The organism is Candidatus Brocadia sinica JPN1, assembly GCF_000949635.1.
Taxonomy (GTDB): domain Bacteria; phylum Planctomycetota; class Brocadiia; order Brocadiales; family Brocadiaceae; genus Brocadia; species Brocadia sinica.
In genome coordinates, this window is sequence record NZ_BAFN01000001.1 from 2,613,834 (window position 1) to 2,634,360 (window position 20,527).

The 20,527-nt window shown below is 43.6% G+C and carries 16 protein-coding genes and 1 riboswitch; of the genes, 12 read left to right on the top strand and 4 right to left on the bottom strand.

Features of this window, described 5'->3' with window-relative positions:
* The first annotated feature begins 117 nt into the window (after window positions 1-117).
* Window positions 118-1,707 (top strand): multiheme c-type cytochrome, encoded by a 1,590-nt coding sequence (locus BROSI_RS11860; RefSeq protein WP_052564011.1) that lies wholly within the window; start codon window positions 118-120, stop codon window positions 1,705-1,707.
* Between the two features lie 8 nt (window positions 1,708-1,715).
* Here the strand turns inward: BROSI_RS11860 and BROSI_RS11865 are convergent, their stop codons facing one another.
* The 3 genes from BROSI_RS11865 to BROSI_RS11875 form a co-directional block, all read right to left on the bottom strand.
* Complete coding sequence (locus tag BROSI_RS11865; protein WP_052564012.1) at window positions 1,716-2,192, bottom strand: substrate-binding domain-containing protein; 477 nt, start codon at window positions 2,190-2,192, stop codon at window positions 1,716-1,718.
* A gap of 27 nt (window positions 2,193-2,219) precedes the next feature.
* Window positions 2,220-3,872 (bottom strand): porin, encoded by a 1,653-nt coding sequence (locus BROSI_RS11870; protein WP_052564013.1) that lies wholly within the window; start codon window positions 3,870-3,872, stop codon window positions 2,220-2,222.
* A gap of 105 nt (window positions 3,873-3,977) precedes the next feature.
* Window positions 3,978-4,175 carry a YezD family protein gene (locus tag BROSI_RS11875; protein WP_052564014.1) on the bottom strand — a complete coding sequence of 66 codons (198 nt, stop codon included), beginning with the start codon at window positions 4,173-4,175 and terminating at the stop codon, window positions 3,978-3,980.
* A 519-nt stretch (window positions 4,176-4,694) separates the two neighbouring features.
* Here BROSI_RS11875 and BROSI_RS11880 point away from each other — a divergent pair.
* From BROSI_RS11880 to murB, 8 genes are all read left to right on the top strand, one after another.
* Entirely contained in the window at window positions 4,695-6,599 is a 1,905-nt protein-coding gene (locus tag BROSI_RS11880; RefSeq protein ID WP_157842507.1) for a radical SAM/SPASM domain-containing protein, read from the top strand.
* Window positions 6,600-6,632: 33 nt separating this feature from the next.
* Window positions 6,633-8,693, top strand: coding sequence for a HAMP domain-containing histidine kinase (locus BROSI_RS11885; protein ID WP_052564015.1), 2,061 nt, complete (start codon window positions 6,633-6,635; stop codon window positions 8,691-8,693).
* Window positions 8,694-8,744: 51 nt separating this feature from the next.
* A complete protein-coding gene (locus BROSI_RS11890; protein ID WP_052564016.1) occupies window positions 8,745-9,113 on the top strand; it encodes a response regulator in 369 nt (122 codons plus the stop codon).
* A 119-nt stretch (window positions 9,114-9,232) separates the two neighbouring features.
* Window positions 9,233-10,114: a transglutaminase-like domain-containing protein gene (locus BROSI_RS11895; RefSeq protein WP_052564017.1), complete on the top strand. Its 882-nt coding sequence runs from the start codon at window positions 9,233-9,235 to the stop codon at window positions 10,112-10,114.
* 1 nt (window position 10,115) lies between these two features.
* The gene (locus tag BROSI_RS11900) at window positions 10,116-11,135 is read left to right on the top strand and encodes a WD40/YVTN/BNR-like repeat-containing protein (protein WP_082059378.1); all 1,020 of its coding nucleotides are present in this window, start codon (window positions 10,116-10,118) and stop codon (window positions 11,133-11,135) included.
* A gap of 43 nt (window positions 11,136-11,178) precedes the next feature.
* Window positions 11,179-11,781 (top strand): CBS domain-containing protein, encoded by a 603-nt coding sequence (locus BROSI_RS11905; RefSeq protein WP_162183244.1) that lies wholly within the window; start codon window positions 11,179-11,181, stop codon window positions 11,779-11,781.
* Between the two features lie 89 nt (window positions 11,782-11,870).
* Window positions 11,871-12,206: a hypothetical protein gene (locus BROSI_RS11910; RefSeq protein WP_157842508.1), complete on the top strand. Its 336-nt coding sequence runs from the start codon at window positions 11,871-11,873 to the stop codon at window positions 12,204-12,206.
* A 211-nt stretch (window positions 12,207-12,417) separates the two neighbouring features.
* Window positions 12,418-13,320, top strand: a complete 903-nt coding sequence (gene murB, locus BROSI_RS11915) for a UDP-N-acetylmuramate dehydrogenase (RefSeq protein WP_052565808.1) — start codon at window positions 12,418-12,420, stop codon at window positions 13,318-13,320.
* 76 nt (window positions 13,321-13,396) lie between these two features.
* Here the strand turns inward: murB and BROSI_RS11920 are convergent, their stop codons facing one another.
* On the bottom strand, window positions 13,397-13,849 hold the full coding sequence (locus BROSI_RS11920; RefSeq protein WP_052564021.1) for an Hsp20/alpha crystallin family protein: 453 nt from the start codon (window positions 13,847-13,849) through the stop codon (window positions 13,397-13,399).
* Between the two features lie 268 nt (window positions 13,850-14,117).
* Between BROSI_RS11920 and BROSI_RS11925 the strand changes: the two genes are divergently transcribed.
* The 3 genes from BROSI_RS11925 (at window position 14,118) to BROSI_RS11935 (ending at window position 20,515) form a co-directional block, all read left to right on the top strand.
* Window positions 14,118-15,860 (top strand): DUF1858 domain-containing protein, encoded by a 1,743-nt coding sequence (locus tag BROSI_RS11925; RefSeq protein ID WP_052564022.1) that lies wholly within the window; start codon window positions 14,118-14,120, stop codon window positions 15,858-15,860.
* Window positions 15,861-15,922: 62 nt separating this feature from the next.
* Window positions 15,923-16,046, top strand: a riboswitch (cyclic di-GMP riboswitch).
* Between the two features lie 143 nt (window positions 16,047-16,189).
* Window positions 16,190-16,744, top strand: coding sequence for a cytochrome c (locus tag BROSI_RS11930; RefSeq protein WP_052564023.1), 555 nt, complete (start codon window positions 16,190-16,192; stop codon window positions 16,742-16,744).
* 225 nt (window positions 16,745-16,969) lie between these two features.
* Complete coding sequence (locus tag BROSI_RS11935; protein ID WP_157842509.1) at window positions 16,970-20,515, top strand: AfsR/SARP family transcriptional regulator; 3,546 nt, start codon at window positions 16,970-16,972, stop codon at window positions 20,513-20,515.
* The last annotated feature ends 12 nt before the right edge of the window (window positions 20,516-20,527 follow it).

The following is a 20,527-nucleotide window of genomic DNA, read 5'->3' on the forward strand; positions in this document are numbered from 1 at the left end:
GTTTTTTGCTAGTCGCAGGCTTTATACCTGTTTTCCCCGATCGTAAGTAGAGGACATGATTTTACATTCGGAAATGGTGCGGCTACCATAGCTTCATATCAGAGGAGAAATCAAAATATGAACAAACTCTATCGTACTACAAACCAGTTTTTTCTTGCCGCCTTTTTTATTAGTATGTCTTTTATTCACCACATGTTACCTTGTTCTTTTGCCCAGGAATTAAAGGATGTCAATTCTCAAGTCGCTGAAACGCCCATAGCCAAAACGACTGCCACACCACGGCGCATACTAGGCAACATGAGATTCAGACATGAAATGGCAGAACTCCTAGGGGAAAAGGTTGGACCAGACGATTCAGGAGACGTTTACAATGCAGGTGGACTTGCAAGCTATTACACGGGTCCAAAAAAACTCTTCCCGGGAAAGGGAAAGTTCGGGCAACTCTATACATTCTTACCCATAATACGATGGTATGACCCGGCATATTATTTTAACGACGAAAACTTTCATCCTGGCAGTACAATAACGGGAGAATTTACCAGCGAACAATGCGTCACCTGCCATTTACTGGAAAATCCTGGCATCGTGACCCAATGGAAACAGAGTAAACATGGAACTCCTCCAGAAGGGAAAGAGGCAATTGGTTGTGACCGGTGTCACGGAAAGAATCACGAAAAGCTTGTGATGCCCGCTTATACCCTCTGCGGCGAATGCCATGAGAAACAACTCAAGGGGCACCGGGAGGGAGATCGGGGCTCACATGCTCATGCCTATCATCTGGAGTTGATAGATCAGGGATGTCAGATGGAGAAACCTGCTGAAGAGACAACCGCCTGTCTTGCATGTCACGCCATTGTTGAAAACCGATGTGATGGGTGCCATACCCGACATCGGTTCTCAGCGACTGAGGCAAGGAAGCCTGCCAGTTGTGGGGTGTGCCATTCTGGTCCTGAACAATATGAGTATGAAATGTACATGCAGTCATATCACGGTATGGTTTATCAGGGAGAAGGACAGACCTGGGATTGGACGAAGCCTCTCAACGCCAAAAACTACGTAGTTCCGACCTGTGCATATTGCCACATGCCCGAAGGCGAACACAATGTTACCAGGATGTCAACGGTTTACACCTCTATGGGCACCTCGTTAGTAGATCGTGGTGCTTATCGATACAAGGAGGCGCGGGATGCATGGATCAATACCTGTAAAGGTTGCCATTCCCCGCGATTCGCCAGAGACCATTTAGAGGCCATGGACGAGGCGGTAAAGCTCAGTTTTACCAAATACCGAGAGGCAATGGTTATTCTCATGGCATTGTATAGTGATAGCCTCATCGATCCCATGCCCAGCGACCTTGCCCCCGATTCCAGAGGTCACAATATCTTCAGTCTGTTACCAGGAAAGGGAGAGATGCGAAAATATAATGTCTCCAATATAGAGAGATTAACTTATGAAATGCTCGTTGACATCATTGGCGCTATTTATAAGGCCAAGGCCCACAACGCCTATTACAGCCCCATCTATGGCTATTGGGAATGGGCACAGGATCGCTGGCTGGTACAGATCAAGGATGAAGCCAGCAAACTCAAACGCTTTGCTGCAATCGAGGAGAAATTAGGCATCAAACACACCGCCTATCCCTTTTGGAAACATGGGGAATACACGGATATGTCACTGGGATGGAAGAGGAAGGAATGGGGGAAATAGAAAATGATTTAGGCCAATGTCCCGTAAACGATGGAAGGGACTCCCCAGAGCACGTCGAGAAAGAAACGTACAAGAAAAGCAAACCACGCTTTTTTTAAAAGTTCACCAAGCGCCGGATTTTTCTCACTTACCACAGGGAATACCGCATCGTGCAGGATGTATATGGGGAGAACACCCTTTTTAATCTCTGCAGGATCGGGGTCCCGTGAGACCATCCCGATATCCACAAGACCCGCAATGGCATCAGATGCGCCCTTGCCTGCCCCGCCTGCCGAGACATCAATTTTTACCTTTGGGTGTAATTTCTGGAATGCCTCGCTCCACGCTACTGCCGTTGGATAAATCGCCCACGCTCCCGATAAGGTAATTGTGCCTTCGAGTTCTTCCTCCACAGCGCCTGCGGGTTCTTTTTCCTGAGCCGATACCATAGCATGGCTCAGGAACAAAATACTGATTAACGACAAACCACGAATTAATCCTTTCATTTCTCTCTTCTCCTTAAAAAATCTGTATTAAAACGACAACTGAAGGCGGGTGGAGAATACTTTTTCCGTCTGACGATCGTCTCCATTCGCAGCACCGCCATCAAAGTAAGTTTCCTCATAGTTGGCCATGAGCCGCGTAGCCTTGTTGAGGAACCAGTTTGCGCCTATAGTCCAGGTAGACGCATGGTTCACCGACTTGTCAGGATCCAGGAATGCAAAAGTATCATCATCGATGTCCAGCTCGGTCCAACGCGCTGAAAGTTGCAGAGCGCCCCATTCCCCATTCCACGGATCGAAGTTTTTGCGGGGAGTTACGCTCTGGAAGGTATTGTCCTCTCCGGTTACCACATAGGAGGCTTGCACCTGCCAGGCGGTATTGTCTTGTCGAATGGAGCTCTGGCCGCTGGCATTCGTGCCCAACAATTCCTGCGACGACACCACGTATTCGCCCAACAATCCAAAGGGCCCATAGTACCAGTAGGCTTGCGGGGAAACGCGGGTGTGATCGCCGCCATCGGCGGTAAGTGAGGTAACACCGCTTCCCAGTTTCGAATAATCGACAATCGTATTTTGGCCATTCGGGCTGGGTAAATTTGTCAGCCTTCTCGTATGTGGTTGTCCCCAACTGCTGCCCACGCCGATACCCAAACCATCGAACAGAGAGATGCCGCTGTACTGGAAGGGATGTGCCCATATGCGGCCGTTAAACTCCTTGTTGTCGTCAAAATCCGTTTGTTGGTCGAGAGGTCCGTTGTCGCCAACGCCGTTGAAAACCCCAAGTTGATAACTGAATAAATTTTTAAAGTTCACATGGCTGCCGGTATACTGCGTTTTATAGCCCGGCCTGGCGAACTCTCCGTGCAGCACGATGCCAACATCACGGTTTGGTCCGAGGTACGTGGGGTAAGCCCGCTCTAAGAAGGTAAAATCGTTATCACCCTGTAAACGCTCCAGAATGATGGGCGGCTTTTGCTTTCCGACATTGAGGCTGGCGAATGAGAAATAGTGGGTGTCAATATAGGCATCGTACAAACGAGTACCGCTGTTACCGCCGAAATCAGGCATAATCTTGAAGTCGAAGTATCTAAACAGCGTGCCTTCAAGCCGGAGACGGGCTTGCTTAAGTTCGAACCTGTCCGTCAGATTGCTGCCCGCTTGCGGATTTTTATCCGTATCTTTATCGTCCATGAAGAATTTGCCATCGGTTTGCACTGAACCGCGCAAATTCAAGACGTGTGCGCCATCGGCTGAACTGAACCGGAGTCCGGCGCTGCCCGCTTCAAATTTCGGTGCTTTTTTGGCAGTTTCCGCCGCAAATTCTTCTCCCAGTGCCAACCTTTGCTCCAGAACCTTCACCTTTTGATCCAATGCTGTGAGGTCCGACTGCGAACTAGCCGGTACGATTGCGGGTTTTTCGGCGCGGAGTCGTGCGTTTTCCCGCTCGGATGCTTCCAGCCGCCGCTCAAGTGCCTCGATATGCCGTTCCAATTTTTCCAACCGTTGTTCAGATTCCTTTATTGCCAGATCATCCCTCAACCCTGCACCCTCTTCTGGTGTAATCAACTTCTTTTCTTGAAGAAGGTCGAGTAAGTCATCTACACGAGTTTCTTCTGCGCGAGATGAAGTTGTTGAAAACAAAAGGCTGATTATCAGCCAACTGAAAACTGGAAAAATTTTCATTATTTTTCCTCCTGTATCTTTCCTGCTTCCAGTTGACTGGTCAGCCTTAAATTTTTCTTAATAATTCAGCTTCTATCCCCCGTTGTCGGATTGTTGTAATGTTTTCTAACCGTTATCACATCCTTTCGGTTTTGACGACTTTAGACCATCTAGCCTGAACTTCTCCGTCTTGTCGATTTGGACTACTTTAGAATCTTGGATAGTAATCTGGACGTAACCATATTGAATGCCCTTGAGCGCTTTGAGAATCTGAGTTGTGATTGCCTCATCAATTTTCTTACTATTAGTTAAGTTTTCTTCCATTTTAGAAACTTCCTTTTAATACATAGTCTATAAAATCTACAAAATTTATAGACAATTTAAAAAAAATTTTAATTATATAAAAAGCTTGTCCAATAGCATTAAAGATTCTGTCAAAGACGTTCAGGTGTCTAATGTAATCAAAAATTGCAACAATTTATTTATATAAATTCTACATAAATAGTAGACAATTTAAAAAGTTTCAGTGCTTTTGTCAAACATTTTTTTAAAATTTTTCACCACCAGATTATAATTTCGATTTTTAATATGGATAAAAATTGTTGTTTTTTCCATCGTAATTATATATCATTTTTTTAGTAATGGTTCACCACAGAGGGTGCAGAGAACGAGGAGAAACAATCCCCTTAGTTCTCCTTAACAAAGGGTGATTTCGGGGGTTGTTATGCGGATTTTTCTCTTCTCATTTGTTTTCTCTGCGTTTTCCTCGCCCTTTGCGGTGAATAGTATTTATTTTGTGTCTTTTCTCTGTGAACTCTGTGGTAAACAGTCTTTGAGGAATTCATGAATTACAAACCCTACGCCATCTCCTGGAACACGACTTACCGGTGCAATCTGCGCTGCAGCCACTGTTATCTTGATACAAACGCATTAACGAGGCAATCTGCCAGCGAACTCACGACACAAGAGGGATTTCGGCTCATTGACCAAATGGCTGAGCTTAATCCCAATCAGTTGCTGATCCTTACCGGTGGTGAGCCTTTATTACGAAAAGACATTTACGAACTTGCCTCTTACGCCTCTCAAAAAGGGATGATGATCGTACTGGGAACAAATGGTAACTTGATCGATGATGACATTGCGAAGAAACTCAAAGAGAGCGGGGTGGCGGGGATTGGTATAAGCCTTGACTCCATCGTGCCTGACAGTCATGATAAATTCAGGGGACTTTCGGGCTCCTGGGATGACACCCTGAACGGGATTGAGGCATGCCGCAGACAGGGTATCGAATTTCAAATACAGACTACAGTTACCAGGGAAAATTTTCATGAAATCCCTGATATTATTGAATTTTCTTACAATCTCGGCGCTAAGGTCTTTAATTTATTCTTTTTGGTGTGTACCGGGAAAGGGCAAGAACTGACGGATATTACATCACAGCAGTATGATCAGGCGTTGCACCAACTGTATGAGGTCCAAAAGAAATATCAGGGGAAGATGATGGTGGGAGCAAAGTGTGCGCCGCACTACCGAAGGATTGTGTATGAACACGATACTACCTCTCCGCTTATTCGGACCTATGCAGGCGGTTGTCCGGCCGGCACTCACTATTGCAGGATTACTCCGGAAGGAAACGTTACGCCGTGTCCATACATGCCAAATATTTCCGGGAATGTGAGAGAAAAAAGCTTTGGAGAAATCTGGAAAGGCGCCGCAGATTTTCAGACCTTGCGGGATGCTAATCTCCATGGCAGGTGTGGTGTGTGTGAATTTCAACATATCTGCAAAGGATGCCGTGCGCGGGCATTGGCTGCCACGGGAAATCAGATGGACGAGGATGCATGGTGCGACTATACCCCCGGAAAATATGGAAACAAGGTCATCCGATTGGCAACATCCGAAACCTTTGGTATAGAAGAGAATTTTACTATGACATGGAGTATTGAGGCACGGGGTATCCTGAAACAGATCCCTTCTTTTGGGCGAGGCATGGTTATTCAAGGTGTGGAACGTTTTGCAGCAAACAAGCGGTATCCGGAAGTAACGGTAGATGTAATGAGAGCAGCGCGTGAGGAAATGATGTCGAATAGGAAGACGGCATTCCCCATGAAAAACGCTGAAACAGCGCAACACCCACCCTTTTTGATGGGTGAGGGTAAGGGTGGGGGTGAGCCATTGCAAAATGAAGAAATTCCCTGGACCGAAGAGGCCTGGAAACGGGTGCGAAATGCGCCGGACTTTGTCCGTCCGGGCATTTACAAGCTCATGCAAAAAAAGGCACGACAGCATGGTTACAAGGAAATTACCTCAAAATTTCTTTCTGAAATACGGGATGAATCCATGCAGCTTGCATCAAAGCGCATCAGGAATATTGGATTTGATGAACTCAGGATGGATGCATGGGACAAGGCCAAAGAGAAGTTAAAGAATGCACGGAAAAAAGAGGTCATTGATAACATTAAGGCATTTCTTGGTGAACGAATAAACAAGAATGAAGGTATTATTACCAAATTTCAGGCATATCTTAAGACAGCAGGGGGGCCGGGAAAAAAAGAGGCTCCAGTAACACCGGGATGGACGGAGGCGGCAAGGCAACGACTGGAAAAGGCGCCGATATTTGTCAGAGGCAGGGCAAAGAAATCAATTGAAGATTTTGCTATTCAGAAGGGTATTGCCGAAATTACCTGTGAACTGATTGATCAATACATGAAAAACATCCCTTCTTTTGTAAGAAATAGATTCAAATAGCATGAGAAGTTTCTGGAATCTGTAAGTCTATTCATGAATATCATTTTAAAAGAGGTCCTGCAAAAATACCTAAGCCGGAAAAATTTCTTCCCCACTATTTTCAGTAAGTTTCACATCCCCCCCTATAAATCCATAAAAACGAAGATTATCATTTCCTCAATCCTCCTTTCCGTGTTTCCCATCTTTATTATGAGGGTATTTATTTATCCTACGGAAAAAAAGGCCTTGCAGGACGCATTAATACAAAACCTCGAGGGGGTTGGGCACAAGCAGGCAGAACTTATTGTACGATGGATAGAGGAAAGGAAGGCCGATGCCCGGATCGTTGCCGAAAATCCAAACGTGCCGGGAGTAATTTACAAATCCGAGGGGAGTGAAAATTTTTATAGACTATTGCACCATTTAAACACCCTCCGGGAGGCTTACGGGTATAAGGAAATCTTCATCTGTGACCGGTTCGGGGATTTAAAAATAACCACCTCAACGGGAAAGGTGATTACCAATCTGGCCGGATTCGAGTTTTTCCAAATGGCAATAAGCGGTGTTACGTTTGTTTCACCAATTATGCCTTCGGTAATTCCCTTGGAAAATGAATATGGAAAGCTGGAGCATGGCTTGCCAACCCTTTATATTTCTACCCCGGTGGTTTATGAACACAAAGTCATCGGTGCAGTATGTCTCAGGGTAGGTGTGATGGAAATCAGTAAATTAATGCGAAGTGTTCGCCTGGGGGAAACGGGGGAGACGTATTTGATAAACAAGGACGGCTATATGATCTCTGAATCCAAGTATTTAAAATACCTCAAGGATGCAGGATTTGTCCAGCAAAGAACAACACTTGAACTTCAGGTGTTAGACCCCAGGACAAAAGAACTCACAAGAAGCGCTGAAGAGTGTATAAAAGGTAAAAAAGGTCATGATGCAGAGGGCTATACAGACTATCGGGGAATAAAGGTGCTGGGCTTTTGGCAATGGATACCAGAACTGGACTGGGGTATTATTGCGGAAATTGATGTAAATGAAGGATACGGCCCGGTGGAAAGACTGCATACTATCGTTGCTCCGATCATAATATTGGTAACACTTGCGGTCATCTCCTTTGCATTCTTCTTCGGGAAAAAGATATCAGATCCTATTTTGTACCTTACCGAGGTGACAAAAAGCATTTCAGAAGGTGATTACAGCAAACGGGTGAAAATCACCTCCAATGACGAAATTGGAGAGCTTTCAAATTCTTTCAATAAGATGGCCAGTTTCTTGGAAGAAAAAACACAAATACTTAAGGAATACACAGCCAACCTGGAAAGGACTGTGGAGGAGAGGACAAAAGACCTGACCCGTATGAATCAAGAACTGGAAAAACAAAGCAGCAATTTGGAAAAGGCATATAAAGAATTATTGACGCTTGATCAGATGAAGGATAAGATGATTCGGGATGTGTCTCATGAATTGAAATCGCCCGTTGCACAAGTACAAATGGCAATTGATCTGTGGTCCATGGAAGTCAAAAAAGCGCATATTGATCGCTCAAAGGAAGAAAAATTTGGCAAGATAATTAGTAACAGTTTGCAGCGGTTGCGAAAGACAATCGGGAATATCCTTGATCTCTCTGTTTTGGAATCGGGTAGGTTAGTTTTCAAGAAAGAATCCATTCAGATGGACGAATTGGTTTTACAAATAACCGCCGGTATGAGATTGTTGACTGAAAAAAAGGGATTGGCTTTGATAAATCATGTGAACCAGGGATTACCCGCTGTAATTGGCGATAAAGACGAGATTCAGCGTGTAGTTACCAATCTTATAGATAATGCGATAAAATACACGGAAAAAGGAGAAATTCACGTTTTTTTAGAACAAAGGGATGCCTTCATAGAATTTGCCGTAAAAGATACAGGAATTGGCATTGGTTTGCCGAGAGACATGTTTGGAAAATTATTTGAAAGGTTTTTTCAGGAACGTCCAAGAACGGATGGCGCAGGGGTTGGCCTTGCAATATGCAAAAATATCGTAGAGGCACACAAAGGGAATCTCTGGGCAGAAAGTGAAGGCACCGGCAAAGGAGCAACATTTAAATTTACCTTACCGATAGCATAACAACATGCTTCATGAATATGAGATGTGTCGTAAATAAAAAAGGAGTTGGACTTGGGCAAAAAAATACTCATAATAGAAGATGAAGATGAGTTTTTCTTTTTTTATACGATGATGTTCGAAGGCACGGATTATATCGTCCTTCGCGCCATCGATGGAAAGGATGCGCTTGGAAAAATAGATGAAGATAAGCCAGACCTCATTATCCTGGATTTGCTATTGGACCAACTCACAGGCGATGCCTTCCTGAAGCAACTAAAATCGAATCCTGTGTACGCGAACATTCCTGTCATTATCGCAAGCAGTTTTTCGCCGCGGTCGTATAAGACAATTTTCGAAATAGACCCGAGGTTGGTCTTTCTGGAAAAACCATTTACGCAGGAAAGGCTCCTTGCTGAAATTAATGCCAAAATAGGAGCTTAGCAAAAGTGATTTGGCATTTTTGGCAAAAAAATTTTCATTGTACTTGTTCAAACTTCGGGTAAAACATCAATTTTTTATGAAAATCTGCTTGGTTCCAGCTTGTCCAGATTAAGGTATCCGTGAACTATTTTCTATCGATCAAAGAATCTTGCATCGTTGTTTTCCTCCTCCTCGCGGGTTGCCATACCACACTGCATACAGAATCTGTTATCAAAAGAGATACCAACGCCTTAGAATTATCCTTATTCTACGATTTGGGAGACGGACGTTTAGACATGTCACTTGAACGGGCATGCCTTATTGCATCGGGTGTCGATACCGAGAAAAAGATGCGGACTTATCTGACGAAGATCGATCTCCTTATCTCACGGATCAGCCATGACACAGATATTGACAAAACCAGCGATCCTTTAGCAAAGGCCGGGAAAATGTTTGATTGGCTGCAAAAAAATGTTAATGAAGGGGTATATAATGATTGCTATGATATCAGAGACACCTTCAATCTCAAGGTGGGGAACTGTCTCTCCTATGCAATACGGTTTACCATACTATGCCGGCGCTTTGGTATTGATATAAAGAACGTCTTTGTTCCGGGACATATTTATAATATGATGGTGTCTAATGGGCAAATACAGTATTTTGAACATACTCATAGCGATGGTATTGTAAAGAAAATGGACAAGTACAATCCTCAAAAGAAGGTCATGAGGGACGAGGAACTGATTGCCGAGATATTTTTATATAAAGCCCGGAATGCGAATTATGATATGAAATATGAGGAGTCTTGTAAAAACTGTCAAAGTGCTCTGATGTGCAATCCTGATGATAATCGTCCCGTTATTTTACTTTTGGATAATTACATTGCAAGGAAGAATTACGAGGAGGCATTTCAATATCTGAATGAATATCTCTCCCGGCATCCTGATGACAAGAAATCATTGAAAAATGTTTATACACTATTACAAAGGTTGTGTAAAAAAGAGGATGATAAAATTCAATAACATGAGAATTGTATATCTTTTTCTTGGCATTATTTTCGGGATGCAACTAATTTCTTCCATCAACATAATCTTTGCGGCTGATGAGTGGAAATTAGAAGATGAAACATCAAAAATAGAATGGGGTTTAGAAGAACAATCGATAAAATACGAATGGGGTTTAGAAGCACAGGCGGTAACACACAAGAAAAGCGATAGTATTGTATTACACTATGATGGGAAGACATGGAATTGCGTTTATAATGCATACAGCATTTGGCTGAATAGTATTTATGGATTCGATTCCAGCGATATTTTTGCCGCCGGGGATAATGGTATTGTACTCCATTATAACGGTAATTCCTGGATAAAACAGGAAACATATGTAACTTCCCGGTTAAACAGAATTTGGGGTATCAGCCCCAAAAATGTCTATATCTCCGGAGATAATGGCACAATTCTTCATTACAACGGTACTGAATGGAAAAAATACAATATGATGACAACGAGTTGGTTTAGCAGCACCTGGGGTTTGCATGCAAAATATCTATTTATTGTGGGTGCCTTGGGAAAGATATTACATTATAATGGGAAAAAATGGATAGAGCAGGAGAGCGGTACCATCGATTGGCTTTATAGTGTCAAAGGGAATAGTACTGATAATGTGTATGCTGTCGGAGATTACGGTACCGTGCTTCGTTATGATGGAAAAGAATGGAAAAAGATAATGCTCAATACAAACAAAAGGCTTATGAGTGTTTGTGTCCCTGATGCAAACAATGTTTTTGTTGTGGGTGCTGATGGCTTGATACTTCATTATGATGGGATTCAATGGACGAGGCAGAGAAGTGGTACGGATAACTGGTTGAGGAGAATATGGGCTATTGATGGCAATACTATCTTCACCATTGGTGATAATGGCACGATACTTTATTACGATGGTAAAAAATGGAATAAACAGAAAAGTGGTACTGATTATTTATTGCTGGGGATATGGGGGAATAAGAGAGACAATGTATACGTGGTAGGAATTAACCAGAAATAGTTACTGATTTCAGACATTTTTCTTACGTATGGGAGGAACGATTGTGGCTACTTACAAATTTGTAGCGAAAGATTTAATGGCAGAAAAGGTAGTTTGTGTTCATCCGGAAACCCCTATCAATGATCTTATAAAAATACTCGTCAAAAATCATATAAATGGGGCACCGGTTGTGGATAAAAAGAGAAAGCTGGTCGGGGTTGTTTCGAAGACAGATATTGTTGAATATGACGAAAAGACAAGTAAAAAGCGAGGAGGCGCCACGAAGAAATCGTTTTATAGCGACACCAATGGGAAATTGAAAAAGGAACTGGATAAGCTATTAAAGACAAAAACCTTTGGAAAGACCTTTGTAAAAGACATCATGACATCCCGTGTCATTACTGCACAGGCCAATGATACGATAGACCGTCTTGCGAAGATCATGCATGATAAAAAAATCCACAGGGTCATCATTCAGGATAAGGAGCAGGTTATCGGCGTTGTGAGTACCCTCGATATTCTCCATGCCGTGAGCACCATGGGCTATGGCAGCAGCGCATTTGTTACCGAAGAGGCGATTCTGGATCTGCAGGAACGGTTGGAAGCAGCAGAAAATTCTATCCTGTCCCTGCGTGATATCCTGGATAGAATTCACGGTGAGAAGTAAAATGCAGGGGCGAAGGGGGTTGTAAAACACTTGTCCAAAAGAAGTTTTTCTACGGTAAATACGATAAAATACATTTCATGGTTAAAATAATGAATCAAAAGTCGTTTATCCTTTTAGGAATTCTCCTTAGTTTGGTGCTTGTTGTGGTTATCTATGTAGTCACAGAATCCTTATATACCGTGAGCGAAGACGGTAGCAAAGAAACTAATTTTCAGCAAATGGTTCATGGTGTGGGTCTGGGTGCCACAACAAAACCGACATGGTGTTATATAAACTTCGACCCGAGGGTTGACCCGCGGTGTCCGTGTATCGAATGGCCTATCCCGGGCGGATACTGTTACTGTCCTGACCATACAGGCACGGTATCATATATAGCGGGCAATATGGAAATGGGTGTAGCGATTGAGATCGTTAGAAATCACTGAACACATCGATAGTTGAGCAGGGTGGGTTAAACGAACAGAGTGGGTCAACTGAACTTTTTTGCTTCAAAAGTGGGTAAAAACTGTTATAAATTGCCATTTTTTGCACTTGTTTTGTCGCTTTTTAGCCAATAAAGTGGGGAATAAATCTCATGAAATAGGGTGAAATTGTCCATTTTACCCACTCTGTTTGCTGCCAACTGTTTCCTACACTATGCCTCTGAATATTTCAAATCTGGAAAAGAATAAACTCCTGGCTCCATTTACTACATACAAGATAGGTGGACCAGCCGATTTTTTTGTTGAAGTTCATACGATTAGCGAATTAATACATGCCTTATCAGAGGCTCGCCGTAATGGTATCTCCTTTTTTTTGCTCGGTTGCGGGGCTAATATTCTGGTTACGGACAAGGGGTTTCGGGGATTGGTGATTCGTAATTTAGCAGATAAAGTCACCTTCTCCGATGATGGCAAAGTGGTAGCCGAAAGTGGCGCAATTATTGCCGATCTTATAGTGCAATGTTGCGACCGTGGATTATCCGGATTTGAACACTTTGCCGGTATTCCAAGTACCGTTGGCGGGGCTATGTGGCAGAACCTACACTTTTTGTCACCCGACCGGCAACGGACGGTGTTTATCGGGGAAATAGTTCAAACGAGCCGTATTCTCACAGAAGATGAGCGGTTTTGTACGGTCGGGGTTGATTACTTTCAGTTTGATTATGACAAGAGTATCTTGCAGAAACGGAAAGACATTGTGCTTGATGTCACGTTTCAACTCAGTTCAAAGCAGAAAGAAGAAATACTGGCGGTGACGGATGCAAATATGGCCTGGCGTAATGCGAAGCAGCCGCAACTAGCAGAATATCCAAGCTGTGGTTCGGTGTTTAAAAAAATGAAAGGTATTGGGGCTGGAAGGTTGATAGAGCAGGCCGGGCTTAAGGGTACACGTATTGGTGGAGCGGAGGTATCGGGGAAGCATGCAAACTTTATCATCAATACGGGCAATGCCAGGTCTGCCGATGTCCTGCAGTTAATTCAGTATGTGCAGGAGGAAGTGAAACGGAAATCAGGGTATACTTTGGAAACTGAGATTGCGGTAGTTGGGGAATGGTGACTACATAAACAGTAACGAGAAAGGGCAGGTATACTGTTTTCATGCACAGAGAGTACCTGCCCTGTTCGCCTTTATCTTAACCAACCTTTACCGAAATCTGTTTTGGTTTTACTTCTTCTTTCTTTTGCATGGTAATCTCGAGCACACCGTTTTTGCACTCTGCTGCTATTTTGTTTGTATCCACAGAGGTAGGGAGGTCTATGGAACGTGAGAAACTGCCATAGCGTCTTTCCATGCGATAGTAATTTTTTCCCTTTTCCTCTTTTTCTTCCTTCTTTTCACCCTTAATAATGAGGGTATCTCCCTGGATCGAAATGTCAATTTCCTTCGGGTCCATACCAGGGATTTCTGCCTTCACGGTAACTTTATCAGCCGTTTCCGATAAATCAATAGGTGGTACCCACGTACCCGCCATGCCAAATTCAGTTAACTCTCCTCCTCTGAAAAACCGGTCAAACATCCGATTCATTTCCTCCTGCATGGAAGAAATGGATGGCAACTGCGACCACTTTATCAAATCCTTAGCCATACTATTGCTCCTTTCAAAAAATGAAAATGAAAGATATGAAATACATTTGCTTTTCGTAATAGCTAAAACAATGCCAATTATATTTGTGTCTGCGTTTCTTTTGCATAACACATTGCAAAAAAATAAGTTATAAGATAATTATGATATTCTGTCTTAGTATGGTTGGTGCTGTCAATATGGCAGCACTGTGTTATAAAATGGCATTATTGTGAAAGTAATTTTTAATTTCCTTGAAAATTTTAACTAAAATTTGTTAGTATAACGGGCCATGGAAATAAACAGAAATACGATAATTAAAGACCTCATTGAGTCTCATCCGGAGACACTCGCTGTATTCAAAAAGTATAACCTTGTCATAGCGGGCGGGGTTCGCGGGCCGAATGAACCCATAGCCTTTTTTGCCAAGGCACACGAGGTTGATTATGACACCCTTGTTAAGGAGCTCAACGAGGCTATTGAAAAGGGCGGTGGTGAGCATGTTGAAATTCCAAAGCTTGAAGAAGACAAGATTTATGAAAAGTTTGTGAAAACGGCGATTGTTTTAACGCTTACCGTAGGTGTAACATTTGGCGCCATCATATTGAGTTACATCGCTATTAAATTAAATTTTAATTCAATTTATTATGCACTCATTCAGGCACATGGTCACGCGCAGCTTTTCGGCTGGGTGGGACTTTGCGTTATGGGCTTTGCCCTATATATTGTGCCGAGGGTAAAAAATGCCGAACTCAAACACAGGAATCTGGCAAATCTCTGTTACGGACTTATTATAACAGGTATTTCACTAAGGACTATATTACAACCCATACCGTTTCATGCCATCAGGTTCTTACTTCCCATATCCGCTATCTGTGAAATCATTTCGATATGTCTCTTTGCATTTATTATCTTTAGCACCATATTTTCCAGCAAAGAAAAGATCGGCATCTTTGATAAGTTTTTCAAGGCAGGAATAATCTGGTTTCTCATCTCCATGTTTATAAATTTTGGGATGATATGGTATATATATAAACACGCTATTTATGAAATTCCCAAGGCAGTTTTTAGTCCTTTTGTACATCTCTATCTCTTCGGTTTTGTATTTATGTTCATCTTTGCCATTAATATCAGGACGGTATTTGCCTTCCTCGATATCAAACCTGTCAGAGAAAAGGCTGTCAATTTGACCTTTTGGGTTATGAATATATCAGTCCCGATTTATTTTGTTACCCATATGTTTGCGAATAAGAGCATCGTTGCGCTTCGGCTTTCACAATTCATTGTATTTCCTATGGCCTTCGCTATTATCACATTCATCTACGGTCTTCGCATCTTTGAGCGGTCTACTAAGGAACTTCACGACGTGGTGATGGACAGGAGTTACGCCAAGACTATTCGCACTGCATATATCTGGCTTATCGTCACCACGGTTATTCTGCTCATAATCCCATTTCTGGGGCATGGTTCCGAATTACAACGAAGGTTTCACGGGTCACTGAATCATGCCGTTACCGTGGGCTTTATAACTATGATGATTATTGGCTATGCATCGAAAATGATCCCCACTTTTAAAGGGATTGACATGTATAGCTTAAAATTATCAAACATTACCTTTATCTTATTGAACACGGGTTGTTTTCTCAGGGTATTTTCACAGATATTGGTGGGTACGAGTGGCGGCAATCCCATATTTTATGCTACTATGGGAACTTCTGGATGGTTTGAACTGGCAGCATTGGGTGTCTTTGGTTATAACTTGTGGAAAACCATGAATACTACGCAGGAGACAAAGCCTTCGGTATCTAAGAAATTAACCGAGATCACAAAGGATACAAAGGTCTTTGATGTGGTAGACCAATACCCGGAAACGCTACAAATATTTCTCGACTTTGGGTTTAGCCAGATGGCGAATCCGGTGATGAGAAATACTATGGGTCGGGTTGCAAGTATAGAAATGGCGACCAAGATGCACAATGTGGATATAGACAAATTCCTTAGTGCTCTTAACGACAAAATTGCTTCAAAAAAATAAAATCTTTTGATTTTTTCCTTGACGTAATACCGTGAGTGTAATATAAGTATCTGAAAGATACATAACGATAAAGGCAAACCCTGAGCAATCAGGGGACGCAAAGTAAAGGGTCTTATCAGTTGTTTAAACAGTTTAAGCCGTTTAAATTGTTTAAACGGCTTACGAAGAGATAGCCTTACTGCCGAAGATGTTAACCAACGTCTTTACAGTAAGGCTTTTTTATTTTACGGATATTTGTAAAAAGTTTCGCGTGCAACTCTACTGTTAGCGTAGTAATCGTGTATTACTTTCTTACCATATAAGTGTGCTATTTTGAAAGGAGGCAGGAAATGAAAAAAACCGGTCTAATGCGTATTACTGCGTGTTGCTTGTTTGTTGTTGCTGCGGTAGGTATGTCAGATGTATGGAAGGATAATATAGTTCTTGCGAAAGAAGGTATAGAGTCCAAGCATAGTGCAGAATCTACACCTACCCGTTCATTGATGCGGGTAATCAGTTCCCATACGTCCAGGATCCTTGAGGCCATAATGGACGGTGATCATGATGCTGTAATTAAGGAGTCATATGCCGTTGCAGAGAGTAGCCAGGCCATAATGAAAAATTTCTTTCCCGAGGGTGGACAAGTTGGAGAGTGGTTCAAAGAGACGGGTAAGGATCCAAAAAACGCCGAGGATGTACAGACGGTAAAAAAGGAATTTGAAAAATATATGAAAACTGTTGCTGATGCTGCAAAGAATGTTGCCGAAACCTCAAAAAAGCACAATATTGTAGAAACGTATAAAAGCCTTGATGCAATGTTGAAAAATGCATGTTTTACCTGCCATGAGACTGCCCGGCCAAAATGGCCAGAATGGCCGGAATGGATGAAGATAACCGGGGGTTAATCGTATATTGAGATAGCACATCCGCATTCGACGGATGTGCTATCTCTTATGGAGTTTAACGAATTATCAATGTTTGATCCGAATCTAACTCTTTGAAAAATCAGTGCAAATCTGCGTGAATCAGCGTCCAAATGCATTTTTTATGTTTTTAACAAATTCATAAAAGAACGTTTGTGCTTTTTACCAGCACAAAATGAAGAAAAACCCGCCTCCGGTTTCCTTGGTATGGCAAAAAGAAGCACAACGATAGCCAAGATAAACCATCCGAAAATCAGGGATGTCTGCCACAGAAAAAGATTGTTTCAGCGGATGGATGCGGGGAGGGATTATCCCGTCACGTGGGTAACAGGCCCGCCGGGTTCGGGTAAAACCACACTGGTTGCAAGCTATCTTGATACCTGCAGGGTCCCCTTTCTGTGGTATCAGGTGGATAGGGGGGATGCGGATATTGCAACCTTCTTTTATTATATGGGTATGGCGGCAAAAAAGGCGTTTCCTAAAAAACGAAAGCCCCTTCCCGTATTAACCCCTGAATACCTTTCAGACATCTCCTCATTTACCCACCGATATTTTGAAGAACTCTACGGCAAATTAAACCCGCCATTTATCATTGTCTTTGATAACTATCAGGACGCGCCTGATGAATCGGATTTCCACGACGTTATCAGCGCCGGTTTATCCACAATTCCTGAAGGAATACATGTCATCGTAGTAAGCAGAAATGAGCCATTGCCAGCGTTCTCCCGTTTGAGGGCAAATAATGGGATACATTTCATAGGGTGGAATGAACTCAGGCTTACTCTTGAAGAATCCAGGGAAATTGTCCGGATGAAAGACCGGAGATCGTTCACCAATGAAAGTATTACCGATTTACATGAGAAGACGGATGGATGGGCTGCCGGACTGGTGCTCATGGTGGAGATCGCAAAGACAAAGGACATCGGGCGCCACATCCTGAAGGAACTTACCCCTCAGGAAATATTTGATTATTTTGCAAACGAGGTCTTTAAGAAGACGAATAAACAGACGCAGACATTTTTACTGAAAACAGCCTTCTTGCCCAGGATGACGCCGCACATGGCAGAAAAGCTCACCGGCGCCAACAATTCTGAACAGATACTCTCAGACCTGAATAAGAAACACTATTTTACCACACAGTACGGTTATCACGTACAAAGCGCCTACAAACAGCAAGGAACCTCATTGCAAGATTCTTTGCCTTCCGGTGTGAGGAAGAAAGAGGAAAAACCGCACCATGCCATCCTGTCGTATCAGTACCACCCCCTTTTCCGGGAATTTCTTCTTTCGAGGGCGAGGAATTCATTTAACCCCGAAAATCTTTCGCAGATACAACGATACGCCGCGGAGATATTGGAAGCATCCGGAATGATTGAAGATGCGGCTGTGATCCTCAGGGACGACAAAGACTGGAATGGCCTCGCAAACCTGATCCTTAATCAGGCAGCATCCATGTCGGCTCAGGGAAGAAACAAGACCCTTGAGGAATGGCTTCTCAGTTTTCCACGTGACATGCTGGAGAATACCCCCTGGCTTCTTTACTGGCTGGGCGTCTGTCGCTTTTTGTATAATAATCCTGCCGAAAGCCGTACGTATTTTGATAAGGCATTTGAGCAGTTTCGTGCTCAGGGGGACTTTACCGGAGTATGGTTATCCTGGGCATATGCAGTAGATACCTTTTTCCATGAATTTGATAATTTTTCCCCCTTCGATTCATACATTCAGATATTTGAAGAACTCATTCAGCAAAGGCCTGTATTTCCTTCACCCGAAATAGAATTTCGCATCATTTCCTGCAGGTTTATTTGTATGATGCTTAGGCAGCCGGATCACTCTGAAATTAAACTATGGGCGGAACGGGTATTCGCTCTCCTGCAAAAGTGTAGTGACGTGAACCTCTGTTTACAAACGGGATTTTATCTGTCAGTTCATTACGTGTGTATGGGCGATTTCATCCGTGCCGGTATTCTGATTAATCTTCTTCGCAAACGGGCACAGGCAGAAACGGCCATCCCCTTAATGCGGCTTTTGGTAAAAGCTGCCGGGGTGCTTTATTCATTGAACACCGGTTCCTCGGGCTTGTGTATTCAGCATGTTTCTGAAGCGTTAGCGTATGCCCATGAAACAGGTGTGCATATTTGGGATATCCATGTGTTGTCAACCGGGGTATGTGCTGCCCTCAATGATGGTGATATGGACACAGCCACACGATTGCTGCGAAAGATCGAACCGGGTCTGGCAATGGCACGAAAAATCGATGTCGGTTTCTATCATCACATCAGTGCCATGAAGGAGATGCTTATGGGCAATTTATCATTGGCCGCAGAACACATACAAATAAATGTGCGTATACTTTCTGAAATAAACGCTCATTTTGCTCTCACATTGGGCAGGATTACTATGTCCCACGTTTACGCCGCTTTGGGAAAATATCCTGAGGCGGTAGCTCAGCTTGCACTCGCCAGGCAAATTGGTCTTTGGATGAAGAGCAAACATATTGAGTATATGTGTCTCCTGACAGAGGCGTATTATGCCCTGGAGTTGGGAATTGAGGGGGTAGATGAATTGAGCAATGCAGAGACAAGCAGGCATTTGCCCTTTTCTCCCCCATACGATAAAGGTAAAGAATCTGAGGGGGATTCACAACTCCCCCGGTCCCCATTTGTTGAGGTGGACGCTGTGCACGGGATCGAGATACTTCGCAGGGCAATGGCGCTGGGGCGTGAACAGAACTTTATCGGTTGTTTTATCTGGCGTTTTGACATCATGCCCCGGCTGTGTGTAAAGGCATTAGAAGCAGGGATCGAGGTTGCGTACGTACGACACCTTATCCGCAAACGGAATCTGATCCCTGACGACCCTCCCATCCAATGTGAAAACTGGCCGTGGCCAATAAAGATATTTACCCTGGGCAGGTTCATGATTCTCAAAGAGGATAAACCAATACAATTTGCCGGGAAAGTCCAGCACAAACCGTTGGAAATGCTCAAGGCGATCCTGTCAATTGGAGGCGGTGAAGCGCCTGAAGATCAGTTGGTCGATGCCCTCTGGCCAGACGCAGAAGGCGATACGGCTCATCATGCCTTCGAAATTACCCTGCATCGCCTGAGACGCCTCCTGGACAGTGATAAAGCCGTTATCCGCCATGGAGGGCTGGTGTCATTGGATAAGAGATATTGCTGGGTGGATATGGTGTCATTTGAACGGATGGTTGAAGATATTGAAGATATGCGCAGGGAAATGGAGAAACGGGGAACCGGTGAAGCGGAGAATGGGGGAACCGGTGAGGCGATTCGGAGTAGTCTCCCCCATTCCGTTTTCCCGATTCCCCCTTTTCCCCACGCTCCCCCTATTTCCCCAACTCAGTCAGAGATGCTCCGGTTTGCGGAAAAGGCAATGAATTTATACAAAGGATCATTTCTTTCCCCGGAAACCCGGCACGCATGGGCGGCATCCGTACGGGAACGCTTGCGGGACAAATTCCGCCATCTTGTCATCTCACTGGGCACTCATCTGGAACAAACACGGCAATGGGAAAATGCGGCAGCACATTACCGGAAGGCTGTTGAAAAGGACGATCTTGCCGAGGCATTTTACCAGCGGCTCATGGTATGCTATCAACAGCTTGGTCAAGGCGCACAGGGAGTCGAAGTTTACCATCGCCTGAAGAGCGCTCTTTCTGCTGCATTTGGAATCGAACCATCCCCTTTAACAGAGTCCCTCTACAAGTCACTGTGTTGTGATAATACGTAGTAGTGGCAACTA

Bases quoted from the DNA above. Each gene is read 5' to 3' on its own strand.
- BROSI_RS11900 (WP_082059378.1), top strand. From the start codon at position 10,116: ATGAGAATTGTATATCTTTTTCTTGGCATTATTTTCGGGATGCAACTA.
- BROSI_RS11930 (WP_052564023.1), top strand. From the start codon at position 16,190: ATGAAAAAAACCGGTCTAATGCGTATTACTGCGTGTTGCTTGTTTGTT.
- BROSI_RS11880 (WP_157842507.1), top strand. From the start codon at position 4,695: ATGAATTACAAACCCTACGCCATCTCCTGGAACACGACTTACCGGTGC.
- BROSI_RS11875 (WP_052564014.1), bottom strand. From the start codon at position 4,175: ATGGAAGAAAACTTAACTAATAGTAAGAAAATTGATGAGGCAATCACA.
- BROSI_RS11860 (WP_052564011.1), top strand. From the start codon at position 118: ATGAACAAACTCTATCGTACTACAAACCAGTTTTTTCTTGCCGCCTTT.
- BROSI_RS11910 (WP_157842508.1), top strand. From the start codon at position 11,871: ATGAATCAAAAGTCGTTTATCCTTTTAGGAATTCTCCTTAGTTTGGTG.
- murB (WP_052565808.1), top strand. From the start codon at position 12,418: ATGCCTCTGAATATTTCAAATCTGGAAAAGAATAAACTCCTGGCTCCA.
- BROSI_RS11920 (WP_052564021.1), bottom strand. From the start codon at position 13,849: ATGGCTAAGGATTTGATAAAGTGGTCGCAGTTGCCATCCATTTCTTCC.
- BROSI_RS11870 (WP_052564013.1), bottom strand. From the start codon at position 3,872: ATGAAAATTTTTCCAGTTTTCAGTTGGCTGATAATCAGCCTTTTGTTT.
- BROSI_RS11925 (WP_052564022.1), top strand. From the start codon at position 14,118: ATGGAAATAAACAGAAATACGATAATTAAAGACCTCATTGAGTCTCAT.
- BROSI_RS11935 (WP_157842509.1), top strand. From the start codon at position 16,970: ATGGCAAAAAGAAGCACAACGATAGCCAAGATAAACCATCCGAAAATC.
- BROSI_RS11885 (WP_052564015.1), top strand. From the start codon at position 6,633: ATGAATATCATTTTAAAAGAGGTCCTGCAAAAATACCTAAGCCGGAAA.
- BROSI_RS11865 (WP_052564012.1), bottom strand. From the start codon at position 2,192: ATGAAAGGATTAATTCGTGGTTTGTCGTTAATCAGTATTTTGTTCCTG.